General features: G+C 70.3%; 13 protein-coding genes. 8 read left to right on the top strand and 5 right to left on the bottom strand.

From position 1 onward, the window contains the following. The first annotated feature begins 71 nt into the window (after positions 1-71). The 7 genes from rapZ to HUN59_RS00215 all read left to right on the top strand — a co-directional run bounded on the left by rapZ (position 72) and on the right by HUN59_RS00215 (position 6229). Positions 72-1049 (top strand): RNase adapter RapZ, encoded by a 978-nt coding sequence (gene rapZ, locus HUN59_RS00185; RefSeq protein ID WP_174777152.1) that lies wholly within the window; start codon positions 72-74, stop codon positions 1047-1049. A gap of 108 nt (positions 1050-1157) precedes the next feature. After that, complete coding sequence (whiA, locus tag HUN59_RS00190) at positions 1158-2138, top strand: DNA-binding protein WhiA (RefSeq protein ID WP_058742912.1); 981 nt, start codon at positions 1158-1160, stop codon at positions 2136-2138. A gap of 257 nt (positions 2139-2395) precedes the next feature. Continuing rightward, complete coding sequence (gap, locus tag HUN59_RS00195) at positions 2396-3406, top strand: type I glyceraldehyde-3-phosphate dehydrogenase (RefSeq protein ID WP_058742911.1); 1011 nt, start codon at positions 2396-2398, stop codon at positions 3404-3406. Next, positions 3403-4620: a phosphoglycerate kinase gene (locus tag HUN59_RS00200; RefSeq protein ID WP_174777153.1), complete on the top strand. Its 1218-nt coding sequence runs from the start codon at positions 3403-3405 to the stop codon at positions 4618-4620. The genes gap and HUN59_RS00200 overlap by 4 nt, the downstream gene beginning before the upstream one ends. Positions 4621-4663: 43 nt before the next feature. After that, complete coding sequence (tpiA, locus tag HUN59_RS00205; protein ID WP_141861651.1) at positions 4664-5443, top strand: triose-phosphate isomerase; 780 nt, start codon at positions 4664-4666, stop codon at positions 5441-5443. 172 nt (positions 5444-5615) lie between these two features. Continuing rightward, positions 5616-5867: a preprotein translocase subunit SecG gene (secG, locus tag HUN59_RS00210; RefSeq protein ID WP_058742909.1), complete on the top strand. Its 252-nt coding sequence runs from the start codon at positions 5616-5618 to the stop codon at positions 5865-5867. A gap of 2 nt (positions 5868-5869) precedes the next feature. Next, a complete protein-coding gene (locus HUN59_RS00215) occupies positions 5870-6229 on the top strand; it encodes an RNA polymerase-binding protein RbpA (RefSeq protein WP_058742908.1) in 360 nt (119 codons plus the stop codon). A 226-nt stretch (positions 6230-6455) separates the two neighbouring features. Here the strand turns inward: HUN59_RS00215 and pgl are convergent, their stop codons facing one another. From pgl to tkt, 5 genes are all read right to left on the bottom strand, one after another. Beyond that, positions 6456-7226 (bottom strand): 6-phosphogluconolactonase, encoded by a 771-nt coding sequence (gene pgl, locus HUN59_RS00220; RefSeq protein WP_174777154.1) that lies wholly within the window; start codon positions 7224-7226, stop codon positions 6456-6458. A gap of 88 nt (positions 7227-7314) precedes the next feature. Continuing rightward, positions 7315-8259 carry a glucose-6-phosphate dehydrogenase assembly protein OpcA gene (locus tag HUN59_RS00225; protein ID WP_174777155.1) on the bottom strand — a complete coding sequence of 315 codons (945 nt, stop codon included), beginning with the start codon at positions 8257-8259 and terminating at the stop codon, positions 7315-7317. Continuing rightward, positions 8256-9794 (bottom strand): glucose-6-phosphate dehydrogenase, encoded by a 1539-nt coding sequence (gene zwf, locus HUN59_RS00230; RefSeq protein WP_058742905.1) that lies wholly within the window; start codon positions 9792-9794, stop codon positions 8256-8258. The genes HUN59_RS00225 and zwf overlap by 4 nt, the downstream gene beginning before the upstream one ends. Before the next feature lie 191 nt (positions 9795-9985). Continuing rightward, entirely contained in the window at positions 9986-11098 is a 1113-nt protein-coding gene (tal, locus tag HUN59_RS00235) for a transaldolase (protein ID WP_114849930.1), read from the bottom strand. A 128-nt stretch (positions 11099-11226) separates the two neighbouring features. Then, positions 11227-13320, bottom strand: coding sequence for a transketolase (gene tkt / locus HUN59_RS00240; RefSeq protein ID WP_217483594.1), 2094 nt, complete (start codon positions 13318-13320; stop codon positions 11227-11229). A 395-nt stretch (positions 13321-13715) separates the two neighbouring features. Between tkt and HUN59_RS00245 the strand changes: the two genes are divergently transcribed. Beyond that, positions 13716-14648 carry a heme o synthase gene (locus HUN59_RS00245; protein WP_058742902.1) on the top strand — a complete coding sequence of 311 codons (933 nt, stop codon included), beginning with the start codon at positions 13716-13718 and terminating at the stop codon, positions 14646-14648. Positions 14649-14992 lie beyond the last annotated feature (344 nt).

The raw sequence follows: 14992 nt of genomic DNA on the forward strand, positions 1-14992 counted from the left end.
GCGATAGCCTGGACCCGCAGCCGACACACCCCGGGCGCGCCGCCCGGACCGCGACGACGGAGCCCCCGACCATGAGCGACAGCAACGCCGAGCACGAGCACGAGCACGACAGCAGCGACCGTCACGAGCACGACAGCCCCGAGCAGGGGCACGAGCCCCCCGCCACCCCCGCCCGAACGACCCAGCAGCACGACATCCTGATCGTGACGGGCATGTCCGGCGCCGGACGCTCGACCGTCGGCAAGGCCCTCGAGGACCTCGGCTGGTACGTCGTCGACAACCTCCCGACCCAGATGCTCGGCCCGCTCACCGAGCTCGCCGACCGGGCGGGGGAGAAGATCCCGAAGATCGCGACCGTCGTCGACGTCCGCGGCGGACGGTTCTTCACCGACCCCGAGCAGGCGGTCGCCCAGGTCCGCGCGAGCGCCTCGGCCCGCGTGCGGGTGCTCTTCCTCGAGGCCACCGACGCCGTGCTCGTCCGCCGCTTCGAGCAGGTCCGCCGGCCGCACCCGCTGCAGGAGGACGGCACGCTCCTCGACGGCATCGGCCGCGAGCGGACCCGGCTGTCGGGCCTGCGCGACGCCGCCGACGTGATCATCGACACCTCGGACCTCAACATCCACCAACTCGCGAACACCGTCACCGAGCGCTTCGCGGACGACCACTTCGTCGGCGTGCAGGTGACGCTGATGAGCTTCGGCTTCAAGTACGGCCTGCCCGCCGACGCCGACATGGTGGCCGACGTCCGCTTCATCCCGAACCCGTACTGGGTGCCCGAGCTGCGCCCCCACACCGGCCTCGACGCCCCGGTCTCGGACTACGTGCTCGCACAGCCGGGGGCCCGCTCGTTCGTCGAGCGGTACGCGGCCGTGCTCGAGCCCGTCCTGGCGGGATACCAGCGCGAGAACAAAAGACACGCTACGATCGCCATCGGCTGTACCGGCGGCAAGCACCGTTCGGTCGCCGTCGTCGCCGAGTTGGCGAACCTCCTCCGCAGCATGCCCGACGTCGCCGTGCGTGTGCAGAACCGAGACCTCGGCCGGGAGTGACCGCCCCTCCGGCCGTCGCTCACGAGCGTGTCGTGCTCAGGAGCCCTCCGGTGCTCACCAGTGCGCGGGCCTGCGGACCCCACCAGAAGAAACGTTAGGAATGATGCTGTGCCGTTGACTGCCGAGGTCAAGGACGAACTGGCCAGGGTCGTCGTGAACCGCAACACGGTCCGCGCCGCCGAACTCGCCACGATCCTCCGGTTCGCGGGTGGCCTGCACGTCATCTCCGGCCGGATCGCCGTCGAGGTCGAGCTCGACACCCGGATCATCGTCCACCGCGTCCGCAAGGACCTCGCGGAGCTCTACGGCGTCCGCTCCGAGGCGAGCGTCGGCTCGTCCGCCTCGTCGCGTCGGGGCACCCGCTACCTGGTCCGCGTGCTCGAGGCGGGGGAGACCCTCGCGCGCCAGACCGGTCTGATGGACGCCCGTCGCCGTCCGGTCCGCGGCCTGCCGAACCGGCTGACCACCGGCAACCGCGAGGACCTCGCCGCCATCTGGCGCGGTGCGTTCCTCGCCTCCGGCACGCTCACCGACCCGGGCCGCGCGGCCGCGCTCGAGGTCACCTGCCCCGGCAACGAGGCGGCGATGGCCCTCGTCGGTGCCGCGTCGCGCCTCGGCATCGCCGCGAAGGGCCGCGAGGTCCGCGGCGTGCACCGCGTCGTCATCCGCGACGGCGAGGCCATCGGGCAGATGCTGACCGTCATGGGCGCCGCCCGCACGAACGCCGACTGGGAGGAGATGCGCCAGCGCCGCGAGGTCCGTGCGACGGCGAACCGCCTGGTCAACTTCGACGACGCGAACCTCCGCCGCTCCGCGCAGGCCGCGGTCGCCGCGTGCGCCCGCGTCGAGCGCGCGCTCGAGATCCTCGGCGACGAGGTCCCCGACCACCTCAAGTACGCCGGCTCGCTCCGCCTCGAGCACCGCGACGCGTCGCTCGACGAGCTCGGTCAGCACGCGGAGCCGCCGATGACGAAGGACGCGATCGCCGGCCGCATCCGCCGGCTCCTCGCGATGGCGGACAAGCGCGCCTCCGACCTGGGCATCCCTGGCACCGAGGCGAGCGTCCCCGAGGAGCTCGAGGGCGCCTGATCGCGGGGCTGACGACCCACCGGACGGGAGGCACGGTGCCAGCTGGCACCGTGCCTCCCGTCCGTCGTCGGGGCGCGTCCGCGGACGGCCGCGCGACCGTCCGGACGGACCGTCATCCGGCGCGGGTCCGCAGTGTCCGACTGCTAGGGTCGTTACGGCGACGTTACGGGGCGTATCGTCCACCACACGTGGGCCCGAAGGGCCCATGACTCCGAAAGCAGCGCCCCCGGGGCGCTCCACACCCACCAGGAGATCCATTGACCGTCAAGATCGGCATCAACGGCTTCGGCCGCATCGGCCGTAACTTCTTCCGGGCCGCCCTCGCGAAGGGCTCCGACCTCGAGATCGTGGCGGTGAACGACCTCACCGACAACGCGGCGCTCGCGAACCTGCTGAAGTTCGACTCCGTCACCGGTCGCCTCGGCGTCTCAGTCGAGCTCGACGGCGACAGCATCGTCGTCGACGGCAAGCCGATCAAGGTCCTCGCGGAGCGCGACCCCGCCAACCTCCCCTGGGGTGAGCTGGGTGTCGACGTCGTCATCGAGTCGACCGGGTTCTTCACCAAGGCCGCCGACGCGCAGAAGCACATCGACGCGGGCGCCAAGAAGGTCATCATCTCCGCCCCGGCCACGGGTGACGACGTCACCATCGTGCTCGGCGTGAACGAGGACCAGTACGACCCGGCGAACCACCACATCATCTCGAACGCGTCCTGCACCACGAACAGCCTCGCGCCGCTCGCCAAGGTGTTCCACGACAAGTTCGGCATCGAGCGTGGCCTGATGACGACGGTGCACGCCTACACCGCCGACCAGAACCTGCAGGACGGCCCGCACAAGGACCCGCGTCGTGCCCGTGCCGCCGCCCTGAACATCGTCCCGACCTCCACGGGTGCGGCCAAGGCCATCGGCCTGGTCATGCCGGAGCTCGCCGGCAAGCTCGACGGCTACGCGCTCCGCGTGCCGGTGCCCACCGGTTCGATCACCGACCTGACCCTCGAGACCAAGTCCGAGGTCACCGTCGACGAGATCAACGCCGCCTACAAGGAGGCCGCCGAGGGCCCGCTCAAGGGCATCCTGCTCTACAGCGAGGACCCGCTGGTGTCGACCGACATCACCACGGACCCGCACTCCTCGATCTACGACTCCGGCCTGACCAAGGTCATCGGCGGCCTCGTGAAGATCACCTCGTGGTACGACAACGAGTGGGGCTACTCGAACCGCCTCGTCGACCTCACCGAGTACGTGGGCGAGCGACTCTCGGCATGAGCCTCCGCACCCTCGAGGACCTCGGCGACCTCGCCGGCAAGCGCGTCGTCGTCCGCTGCGACCTGAACGTCCCGCTCAAGGACGGCAAGATCACGGACGACGGCCGCGTGCGGGCGTCGCTGGGCACGCTGAACACCCTGGTGAACGCCGGAGCGCGGGTCATCGTGATCTCGCACCTCGGTCGTCCCGACGGGTCGCCGGCGCCGGAGTACTCGCTCGCTCCCGTGGGGCAGCGGCTCTCCGAGCTGCTCGGGAAAGAGGTCACGTTCGTCGGCGAGACCGTCGGCGACGACGCGACCGCGGCCGCCGAGGCCCTCGGGGACGGCGACGTCCTGCTGCTCGAGAACCTCCGGTTCAACCCGGAGGAGACCTCGAAGGACGCCTCCGATCGCCAGCAGTTCGCCGAGCGGATCGCCGCCCTGGGCGACGCCTTCGTGTCGGACGGCTTCGGTGTCGTGCACCGCAAGCAGGCCTCGGTCTACGAGCTCGCCGCGGCGCTGCCCAGCGCCGCCGGCTCGCTCATCGAGTCCGAGCTGACGGTGCTCGAGCGCCTGACGAAGGACCCCGAGCGGCCGTACACGGTCGTCCTCGGCGGGTCGAAGGTCAGCGACAAGCTCGGGGTCATCGACCACCTGCTCCCGCAGGTCGACACGCTCTGCATCGGCGGCGGCATGCTCTTCACGTTCCTCGCGGCCCAGGGTCACGGGGTCGCGAAGTCGCTGCTCGAGCAGGACCAGCTCGACACCGTGCGCTCGTACCTGGCGAAGGCCGGCGAGCTCGGCGTGACGATCGACCTGCCGACCGACGTCGTCGTGGCCTCGGGCTTCGCGGCGGACGCCGAGCACGAGACGGTCGCGGCCGACGCGATCGAGTCGACTGCGTTCGGCGCGGACGGCATCGGGCTCGACATCGGTCCGGAGACGGCCGCTCGGTTCGCGAAGGCGGTGTCCGGGTCGAAGACGGTGTTCTGGAACGGTCCGATGGGCGTGTTCGAGTTCCCGGCCTTCGCGGCCGGCACGAAGACCGTCGCGCAGGCGCTCACCGAGGTCGACGGCCTCGGGGTCGTCGGCGGCGGTGACTCGGCAGCAGCCGTGCGGTCGCTCGGTTTCGCCGACGACCGGTTCGGCCACATCTCGACCGGTGGCGGTGCGAGCCTCGAGTTCCTCGAGGGCAAGTCGCTGCCCGGTCTCGAAGCACTGGGGTGGTCCCGATGAGCCGTACGCCCTTCATCGCCGGCAACGCTGGGAAGGACGCAGCATGAACCGCACCCCGTTCATCGCCGGCAACTGGAAGATGAACCTGGACCACCTCCAAGCCATCGCCACGGTGCAGAAGCTCGCCTGGACGCTGAAGGACGCGCGCCACGACCACGACGACGTCGAGGTCGCGGTGTTCCCGCCCTTCACCGACCTGCGCAGCGTGCAGACGCTGATCTCGGCCGACAAGCTCGAGATCCGCTTCGGTGCCCAGGACCTGTCCCAGTACGACTCCGGTGCCTACACCGGTGACGTCTCGGGGGCGTTCCTCAAGGCCCTCGACGCGCAGTACGTCATCGTCGGGCACTCCGAGCGTCGCACGATGCACGGGGAGACCGACGAGGTCGTCGCCGCCAAGACCGCCGCCGCCGTCAAGCACGGCATCGTCCCGGTCGTCTGCGTCGGCGAGACCGGCGAGGAGCGCGAGCAGCGCGGCGCGGGCGTCGTCCCGGTCGAGCAGCTGAACGTGGTCCTCGGTGCGGTGCAGCCGTCCGAGATCGTCGTGGCGTACGAGCCGGTCTGGGCCATCGGCTCCGGCCAGGCCGCCACGCCCGAGCAGGCGCAGGACGACTGCGCCGCGCTCCGTCGGGCCATCGCTGCGGCGTGGGGCGACGAGGCCGCTGCGGCCACGCGCGTGCTCTACGGCGGTTCGGTGAAGTCGGGCAACATCGCGGGCTTCCTCCGCGAGCCCGACATCGACGGTGCGCTCGTCGGCGGCGCGTCGCTCGACGTGCAGGAGTTCGCGGCGATCGCGCGCTTCCGTCAGCACGTCGGGCTCTAGTCCCACTTCGCTCCCAGGCCGGTCACGTCCGCGTGGCCGGCCTGGCCAGCGTCCGGCACCGGGCCAGACCGGTGCCTGTCGGCTCCGGTGCCGGGCCACACCGGTGCCGGTGGCCCCGGTCACTCCGGCAGCCCGGTACACTTGCATGGCTGACTGACACGAAAGGTACGTCGTGGCGATTCTCTCCGTCGTGCTGCAGGTCCTGCTCGCGATCACGAGCCTCCTGCTCACGCTCCTCATCCTGCTGCACAAGGGCCGCGGTGGCGGCCTCTCCGACATGTTCGGCGGCGGCGTGACGAGCAACCTCGGGGCGTCCGGCGTCGCCGAGCGCAACCTCAACCGCATCACGGTGATCCTCGGTCTGATCTGGATCGTGTCGATCATCGTGCTCGGTCTCATCAACAAGTTCACAGCGGGGAGCTGAACATGGCAAGCGGAGGCAGTGCAATCCGGGGCTCGCGCGTCGGAGCCGGGCCCATGGGGGAGCAGGACCGCGGGGTCCAGGCCGAGCGCGTGGCCGTCTCGTACTGGGACGCCCTCGGGAACGAGGTCGTCCGGTACTTCTCGGCGACCCTGCCCGACGAGGAGATCCCCGAGACGGTCGACTCGCCGTCCACCGGGCTCCCGGCCGGTCGCGACAAGGAGAACCCTCCGGTCGTCGCGAAGACCGAGCCGTACAAGACCCACCTGGCGTACGTCAAGGAACGTCGCACTGAAGAAGAGGCAGCGCAGCTCCTCGAGGACGCGCTGCAGCAGCTCCGGCAGCGTCGCGGCACCGCGAAGTAGCCCCACGGTCGTCCGAAGGCCCCCGTACCGATCCGGTACGGGGGCCTTCGTCGTTCCCGTCGCTGTTCGTGCCGCAGGACTCGCGTGGGGTCCTCGTCGTTCGCGAATGTGCACGACATGCCGCCGGTCGCTCGTCGACCGGGCAGGAGTCGTCGCCGCGCGGTGCCGAGCATGACAGAAGAGGCCCGCTCGCGGGGGCGCGAGCGGGCCTCTTCCGGGGGTGCGCCTAGTACGTCGACGCGATGAGGTTCTCGGGCACGTCGCGCGCGGCGTCCTGGTCGACGAAGAACACCGTGCGCTTCCGACCCTGCACGCCGCCGACCGGGACCTCGTCCACCGCGGCGCCCGCGAGGGCGAGCCCCAGGACCGAGGCCTTCTCGGCGCCGGACAGGATGACCCACACACGCTGCGAGGCGTTGATCACCGGGAAGGACAGCGTCAGACGCTGCGGCGGCGGCTTGGGGGAGTCGTCCACGGTCAGCACGGCACGGTCGGTGACGGCGAGCTGCGGGAACTCCGGGAAGAGCGAGGCGGTGTGGCCGTCGGGGCCGACGCCGAGCAGCGTGATGTCGAACCGGGGTGCGACGGCGCCCTCGGGTGCGGCGTCCTGCAGCTCGCGCTCGTACCGGGCGGCTGCCTCGTCGATGGAGAGCCCGGCGTCCGAGGCGCCCATCGGGTGGACGTTCTCGGTGGGGATCCCGACGTGGTCTAGGAAGTCGGTCTGGGTGCCGGTGACGTTGCGGTCGGCGTCGCCCTCGGGGACCCAGCGCTCGTCGACCCACCAGACGTGCACCTTCGACCAGTCGACGCTCTCGCGCGCCGGCGACTGGCTGATCGCGGCGAGGACCAGGGAGGACACGGAGCCACCGCTGATCGCGATGTCCGCGCGCTCCTGCTCGTCGAGCACGTCGATGATCTTCGTGAGGAAGCGAGCGGCGACGGATGCGCCGAGGGCCTGCTTGTCCGGGTGCACCAGCACCCGTCGTTCGTTGGTCACGTGACTCCCGTGTTCGTGGCGGCCCGGCGCGCGAGCAGGACCGGGTCGGCCGGACCGCCACCGGGGTGACGGTCCGGCCTGGGTGGCGCTAGCCCGCGATCGAATCGCGGAGTTGCGGCACCCCGTGCTTGACGACGTCCCCGAAGAGGACGTCCGGGTCGAGTCTACGGAGTTCCTCGGCCAGGCAGTCGCGCAGGTTGCGGCGCGGCAGCGACAGGTCGTGCGTCGGCTGTCCGGGCATCGACAGGGTCGCGACGTCCACCAGGGAGCGCTCGAGGTCGATCGTGCCGGACTCGCGCTCGAGCTTCACGCCGTGGATGCCGCTCGAGCCGGTCGCGCGGGGCGACGTGACGACTCGGACGGGCACCTCGAGGCGCAGCTGCAGCCAGGCGGCGAGCATGATCGTCGACGGGCTGTCGCTCGCACCGGAGACCTCGACGCCGGTGATGGGCTCGTACGGCGGCTGGTCGAGCGCTGCGGCGAGCTGGTTCCGCCAGAGCGTCAGCCGGGTCCACGCGAAGTCGGTGTCACCGGGGACGTAGGACTCGCCGAGCGCGGCGATCGCCTCGTTCGGGTCCTTCTGGGCGGCGGCGTCGGTGATGCGGCGCTGCGCGATCCGTCCGAGTGCGGACTCGGACGGCTTCGACGGTGCGGCGTCGGGCCACCAGGCGACGACGGGGGCGTCCGGCAGGAGCAGCCCGGTGACCAGGCTCTCCTCGTCGGTCGCGGTCTCGCCGTACGCGCGGAGGACGATGACCTCGCTGGCGCCCGCGTCGCTCCCGACGCGGATCTGCGCGTCGAGGCGACCGGGGGACTTCGTGTCCCCGGCGTTCTTCGACACGATGATGACGCGCATCGGGTGCTCGCGCGACGCCTCGTTCGCGGCCGAGATCGCCTCTTCCTCGTGCCCGAGGGCGGTCGAGACGATGAGGGTCAGCACGCGGCCGAGGGCGACGGCGCCGCCCTCCTCGCGGATGTGCACCAGGGTCTTCTGGATCTTCGAGACCGTGGTGTCGGGCAGGTCGATCTTCATGGACGCCTCCAGGTCCGGCCGTCGCGGGCGAGCAGGTCGTCGGCCGAGGCCGGACCCCACGTGCCGGGACGGTACTGCTCGGGCTGGCCCTGCGTGGCCCAGAACTCCTCGATCGGGTCGAGGATCTTCCAGGAGAGCTCGACCTCTTGGTGCCGGGGGAACAGGGGCGGGTCGCCGAGGAGCACGTCGAGGATGAGTCGCTCGTACGCCTCGGGGGACGCCTCGGTGAACGCGTGGCCGTAGCCGAAGTCCATCGTCACGTCGCGCACCTGCGTGCCGACGCCGGGGACCTTCGAACCGAAGCGGAGCGTGACGCCCTCGTCAGGCTGCACGCGGATGACGAGCGCGTTCTGGCCGAGGGGGGACTGCGGGATGCCGAAGACGTCCTCGGGGACGCGCTTGAACACGATCGCGATCTCGGTGACGCGGCGGCCGAGACGCTTGCCCGCGCGCAGGTAGAACGGGACGCCCTGCCAGCGACGGGTCGCGATGTCGAGCTTGATCGCCGCGAAGGTCTCGGTCGTGGACTCGGGGTCCATGCCCGCTTCCTCGAGGAACCCGAGCACCTTCTCGCCGCCCTGCCAGCCGCCGGCGTACTGCCCGCGGGCCGTCGCGGTGGCGAGGTCCTCCGGCAGGCGCACCGCGGAGAGCACCTTCTCCTTCTCGGCGCGGAGGTGACCGGCCTTGAACGAGACGGGCTCCTCCATCGCCGTGAGGGCGAGGAGCTGCAGCAGGTGGTTCTGGATGACGTCGCGCGCTGCGCCGATGCCGTCGTAGTACGCGGCACGACCGGCGACGCCGATGTCCTCGGCCATCGTGATCTGCACGTGGTCGACGTAGTTCGAGTTCCAGATGGGTTCGTACATCTGGTTCGCGAACCGGAGCGTCAGCAGGTTCTGGACGGTCTCCTTGCCGAGGTAGTGGTCGATGCGGAACACGTCGTCTGGCGCGAACACGCTCTCGACGATCGCGTTGAGCTCGCGTGCGGTGCGGAGGTCCGAACCGAACGGCTTCTCGACGACGACCCGGCTCCAGGAGCCCTCGCGCTGCTCGGTCAGCCCGGACAGCTTCAGCTGCTCGGTCACGACCGGGAACATCTTCGGCGGGATGGACAGGTAGAACGCGTGGTTCCCGAGGGTGCCGCGCTCCTCGTCGAGCGTGTCGACGGTGCGCTTGAGCTCCCGGAACGCCTCGGGGTCGTCGAACGATCCCTGGACGAAGCGGATGCCCTGCTCGAGCTGGCGCCACACGTCCTCGTCGAACGGGGTGCGGGAGTGTTCCTTGACCGCGTCGTGGACGAGCTGGGAGAAGTCTTGGTCCTCCCAGTCGCGGCGGGCGAACCCGACCAGCGCGAACCCGGGCGGCAGGAGCCCCCGGTTCGCCAGGTCGTAGACCGCGGGCATCAGCTTCTTGCGGGACAGGTCGCCCGTCACGCCGAAGATGATGAGGGTGCTGGGACCCGCGATCCGGTTCAGACGACGATCGGTCGGCAACCGGAGCGGGTTGTGCTCCGGGGTGACAGCCACCGGTGACATGAGTCGGTGAACTCCTTGTGAGTCGAACGGAGACGGCGGAGCGCAACGCTGCGGGGGCAGCGGCGACTCCGCCGTCGTGGTGGTCTGGGCCGGCCTGGAGGCGCCTGGCGGCTCCGGGGGCAGGTCCTGACCGGTGGGTGCCCGCGTCCGGCGACGGTGGTCCCGTCACCGGACGCGGGCTCCGGTGGTGCCTACTTGCTGTTCTCGAGCGCGGTCTTCACCGTGTCGACGAGCTCGCCCCAGGACACGTTGAACTTGTCGACGCCCTCCTTCTCGAGCAGCGCCACGACGTCGTCGTAGTCGACACCAGCGGCGGCGATCTGGTCCATGACCTGCTGTGCGTCGTCGTACGAGCCGGCGATCGCGTCGCCGTGGATCTCGCCGTGGTCGAACGTGGCGTCGAGCGTCTTGCCCGGCATGGTGTTGACCGTGTTCGGCGCGGCGAGCTCGGTCACGTACAGGGTGTCGGGCAGCGACGGGTCCTTGACACCGGTCGAGGCCCAGAGCGGACGCTGCGTGTTCGCGCCGGCCTCGAGCAGGCCCAGGGCACGCTCGGTGGCGAAGGCCTCGGTCCAGACCTGGTAGGCGAGCTGCGCGTTGGCGATGCCGGCCTTCGACTTGAGGGCCTTCGCCTCGTCGGTGCCGACGGCGTCCAGGCGCTTGTCGATCTCGGAGTCGACGCGCGACACGAAGAACGAGGCGACCGAGTGGATCTTGGAGAGGTCGTGGCCGGCGGCCTTGGCCTTCTCGAGGCCACCGAGGTAGGCGTCGATGACGGCGCGGTAGCGCTCGAGCGAGAAGATCAGGGTGACGTTCACCGAGATGCCGGCACCGATGACCTCGGTGATGGCCTCGAGGCCCTCGACGGTCGCGGGGATCTTGATGAGGACGTTCTCGCGGCCGACCTTCTCGAACAGGAACTTCGCCTGCTCGATGGTCTTCGCGGTCTCGTGCGCGAGGCCCGGCTCGACCTCGATCGAGACGCGGCCGTCGAAGCCCTTGGTCTCGTCGTAGATCGGCTTGAAGACGTCGGACGCGTTCGCGACGTCCTGGGTGGTGATCTCGAAGATCGCGTCGGTCACGTCGGTGCCCGCGGCGGCGAGCTCCTTGACCTGCGCGTCGTAGCGCTCGCCCTTGGCGAGGGCCGACGCGAAGATCGTCGGGTTCGTCGTGACGCCGACGACGTTCTTCTGCTCGATCAGCTCGGAGAGCTTGCCGGTCTCGAGGAGCTCCCGCGAGAGGTCGTCGAGCCAGATGCTGACGCCGACCTCGGAGAGGGCGGCGGTGGGGGTGTTCTCAGCCATGGTGTTCCACTTCTTCTTTCGTCGGCCCGGAGGCCGTGGACTGTGGGCCGGGAGGCGCGGGGCGGGACCCGCCACGAGCCTCCCGGCAGCAGGGCCGGATCCGGCGTACCGGACCCGGCCCTGGAGGGTCAGGAAGCTGCGATCGATTCCTTGGCGGCGGCCACGACGTGCTCCGTCGTGAAGCCGAACTCCGCGAAGAGCCGCTGGTAGTCGGCCGACGCACCGAAGTGCTCGATCGAGACGCTGCGGCCCTTGTCGCCGACGATGTCCCGCCAGCTCATCGCGATGCCGGCCTCGACCGAGACGCGCGCGGTGACGGCCTTCGGCAGGACCTGCTCGCGGTAGTTCTCCGACTGCTCGAAGAACCACTCGAGGGACGGCGCGCTCACGACGCGGGCGTTGATGCCCTCGCCCTTGAGCTGCTCGCGCGCGTCGAGGGCGATCTGGACCTCGGAGCCGGTCGCGATGAGGATCACGTCCGGGGTGCCGTTCGGCGCCTCGGCCAGGACGTACGCACCCTTGCCGACGTTCTTCGCCGAGGCGAAGGTGTCGCCGGAGGCCTCGCCCTCACCGCGCTCGATCACGGGGAGGTTCTGACGGCTCAGCGCGATGCCGGCCGGGCGGTCCTTGTGCTTGAGCATCTCGAGCCAGGCGTAGGAGACCTCGTTCGCGTCGGCCGGGCGGACGACGTCGAGACCCGGGATCGCACGGAGGGCGGTGAGCTGCTCGATCGGCTGGTGCGTCGGGCCGTCCTCGCCGAGGGCGATGGAGTCGTGCGTCCAGACGTAGATCGCCGGTGCGCCCATGAGCGCGGCGAGACGGACCGCCGGACGCATGTAGTCGCTGAAGATCAGGAAGGTGCCGCCGAAGGGGCGGGTGTTCCCGTGCAGGACGATGCCGGACAGGATCGAGCCCATCGCGTGCTCGCGGATGCCGAAGTGCAGCACGCGGCCGTACGGGTCGGTGCTCCAGGTCTTCGTGCTCGCCTCGGCCGGACCGAAGGACTTCGCGCCCTCGATCGTGGTGAGGTTCGACTCGGCGAGGTCCGCCGAACCGCCCCAGAACTCGGGCATGAGCGGCGCGATGGCGTTGATGACCTTGCCGGAGGCGGCGCGGGTCGAGACGTCCTTCTCGGTGGAGAAGACCGGCAGGGCCTCCTCGAGGCCCTCGGGGAGCTCGCCGGCGTTGATGCGGTCGAGCATCGCCTTCTTCTCCGGGTTGGCCGCGGCCCACGCGTCGAAGGTCTTGGTCCACTCGGCGTGCTCGGCCTGGCCCTTGGCGACGGCGCCGCGGGTGTACTCGAGGACCTCGGGGTCGACGTGGAAGGTCTGCTCGGGGTCGAAGCCGAGGACCTCCTTGAGGCCCTTCAGCTCCTCGCCACCCAGGGCGGAGCCGTGGATCTTGCCGGAGTTCTGCTTGGTCGGCGACGGCCAACCGATGATCGTCTTGAGGACGATGAGCGACGGCTTGGTCGTCTCGGCCTTGGCGGCCTCGACGGCGCGGTAGAGCTCCTCGACGTCCTCGGAGTACTCGCCGGTCTTCTTCCAGTCGACGTGCTGGACGTGCCAGCCGAGCGACTCGTAGCGGGCGGCGACGTCCTCGGAGAACGCGATGTCGGTGTCGTCCTCGATCGAGATCTGGTTCGAGTCGTAGAAGACGACAAGGCGACCGAGCTGCTGGCGGCCGGCGAGGCTCGCGGCCTCGTTCGTGACGCCCTCCTGCATGTCGCCGTCACCGGCGATCACGTAGGTGAAGTGGTCGAACGGCGACTCGCCGTCGGCGGTCTCCGGGTCGAACAGGCCGCGCTCAAAGCGCTGCGCGTAGCCGAAGCCCACGGCCGAGGCGAGACCCTGGCCGAGCGGGCCGGTGGTGATCTCGACGCCGTCGGTGTGGCCGTACTCCGGGTGACCCGGGGTCTTGGAGCCCCACTTGCGCAGGTGCTGCAGGTCCTCGAGCTCGAGGCCGTAGCCGTGCAGGTAGAACTGCACGTACTGCAGGATCGAGGCGTGGCCCGCCGACAGGATGAAGCGGTCGCGGCCGATCCAGGTGGAGTCGCTGGGGTCGCGACGCATCACCTTCTGGAAGAGCAGGTGGGCGACGGGCGCGAGGCTCATCGCGGTGCCGGGGTGACCGTTGCCGGCGGCCTCGACCGAGTCGGCGGCGAGGACGCGCGCCGTGTCGACGGCCTTCTTGTCGATGGCGTCCCAGGTGAATTCAGCCACTTGGATGTTGACCCTTCGTTGTTGCGACATGTGCGAGGGCTCGTGCCATCGCACGGACATGATCGCCGTCCCGGGGCCGGGTGTCGTGCTGCCGTCCGAACGGCGGCCGACCGGCTCGGTACGGCCGACGTCTTCGGGGCACGCACTACGGGAGGCCCCTCCAGCATAGTGACCACGCACTCAGAAGGTGTCCAGGTGACACGGCCACCGTGTCGGTGCGCTGCAGTGGCTCTGGAGGTCCGGCGGGGCGGGGCATCATCGCGGCGCCGTGATGGCCTAAACTAAGCAGGACCCGTGTGCATTCCGGGTCGACGCACGCCCCGACGACGACGGAGCCGTCCACCGAGTGTGCGAGCTGACGCGAACAGACTGAGGTTCCCTTGCCGACTGCCACCGTGACCCGGCCCGACACCGATCGACCCCGCTCGACGCTGTCCCGCAAGGTCCGTGCGTACGTCTCGCTGACCAAGCCCCGCGTCATGGAGCTCCTGCTCGTCACGACCGCGCCGACGATGTTCCTGGCCGAGCGTGGCGTCCCCGACCTGTGGCTCGTGTTCTGGACGATGCTCGGCGGGGCGATGTCCGCCGGGTCCGCGTCGGCCTTCAACTGCTACATCGACCGCGACATCGACCGGCTGATGAAGCGCACGAGCTCCCGTCCGCTCGTCACCGGCGAGCTGTCGGACCGCGAAGCGCTCGTGTTCTCGTGGGTGCTCGCCGTGCTGTCGACGGCGGTCCTCGGCTTCCTCGTGAACTGGCTCGCGGCCGCCCTCAGCGTCGTCGCGATCCTCATCTACGTCTGCGTCTACACGCTGTGGCTCAAGCGCCGCACGCCGCAGAACATCGTCTGGGGCGGGTCCGCCGGTTGCATGCCGGTGCTCATCGGCTGGGCCGGGGTGACCGGCTCGCTGACGTGGACGCCGATCATCCTCTTCATGGTGATCTTCCTCTGGACGCCGCCGCACTACTGGCCGCTGTCGATGAAGTACCGCGACGACTACGACGCGGCCGCCGTGCCGATGCTCGCGGTGGTCCGGGGCCGCACGGTCGTCGGCCTGCAGGTCGTGCTGTACGCGTGGGCGACGCTCGTCTGCTCGCTGCTGCTGATCCCGGTCGCCGGCATGGGGCCGCTCTACACGGTCGTCGCGCTGGCCGGGGGCATCTGGTTCGTCGTCGAGTCGCACCGGCTGTACTCGCGAGCGATCCAGCACGTCGAGCACGTGCAGCCGATGCGCGTCTTCCACAGCTCGATCACCTACCTGACGCTGCTGTTCATCGCGGTGGGCATCGACCCGCTGCTGCCGCAGGTCTTCACCTTCTCGCTGTAGCGCCGGGCGCCCGGGGGGCCCGGAGCGGACGTCGCGTTCCGCGAGACGCCCTCCTGTACACGAGACGCCGCCGGTTCCGGCGGCGTCTCGTGCGTTCGGGGGCGTCTCGCGTCGGCGGTGCGCGGCGACGGACTGGAGGCACGGGACGGGCCGACGCCGTGCCTCCAGTCCGGTGGGCGGGCGCGTCGGACCGGCGCCACACGCCGGAGGTGCGGCGTCACGGTCGTTCGTCGCTGGCAAGCGTCACCGCTGCCGTCGTCCGACCGCGGACGTGGAGACTTCGTCGGTCGGCGCGGAGGCGGCCCCGGTCATCCGGCAGCCGCGACGCAGCCGCGACGCGCCCG

The organism is Curtobacterium sp. Csp2 (genome assembly GCF_013347165.1).

Bases quoted from the DNA above. Each gene is read 5' to 3' on its own strand.
- rapZ (WP_174777152.1), top strand. From the start codon at position 72: ATGAGCGACAGCAACGCCGAGCACGAGCACGAGCACGACAGCAGCGAC.
- HUN59_RS00200 (WP_174777153.1), top strand. From the start codon at position 3,403: ATGAGCCTCCGCACCCTCGAGGACCTCGGCGACCTCGCCGGCAAGCGC.
- tpiA (WP_141861651.1), top strand. From the start codon at position 4,664: ATGAACCGCACCCCGTTCATCGCCGGCAACTGGAAGATGAACCTGGAC.
- HUN59_RS00215 (WP_058742908.1), top strand. From the start codon at position 5,870: ATGGCAAGCGGAGGCAGTGCAATCCGGGGCTCGCGCGTCGGAGCCGGG.
- HUN59_RS00225 (WP_174777155.1), bottom strand. From the start codon at position 8,259: ATGAAGATCGACCTGCCCGACACCACGGTCTCGAAGATCCAGAAGACC.
- zwf (WP_058742905.1), bottom strand. From the start codon at position 9,794: ATGTCACCGGTGGCTGTCACCCCGGAGCACAACCCGCTCCGGTTGCCG.
- tal (WP_114849930.1), bottom strand. From the start codon at position 11,098: ATGGCTGAGAACACCCCCACCGCCGCCCTCTCCGAGGTCGGCGTCAGC.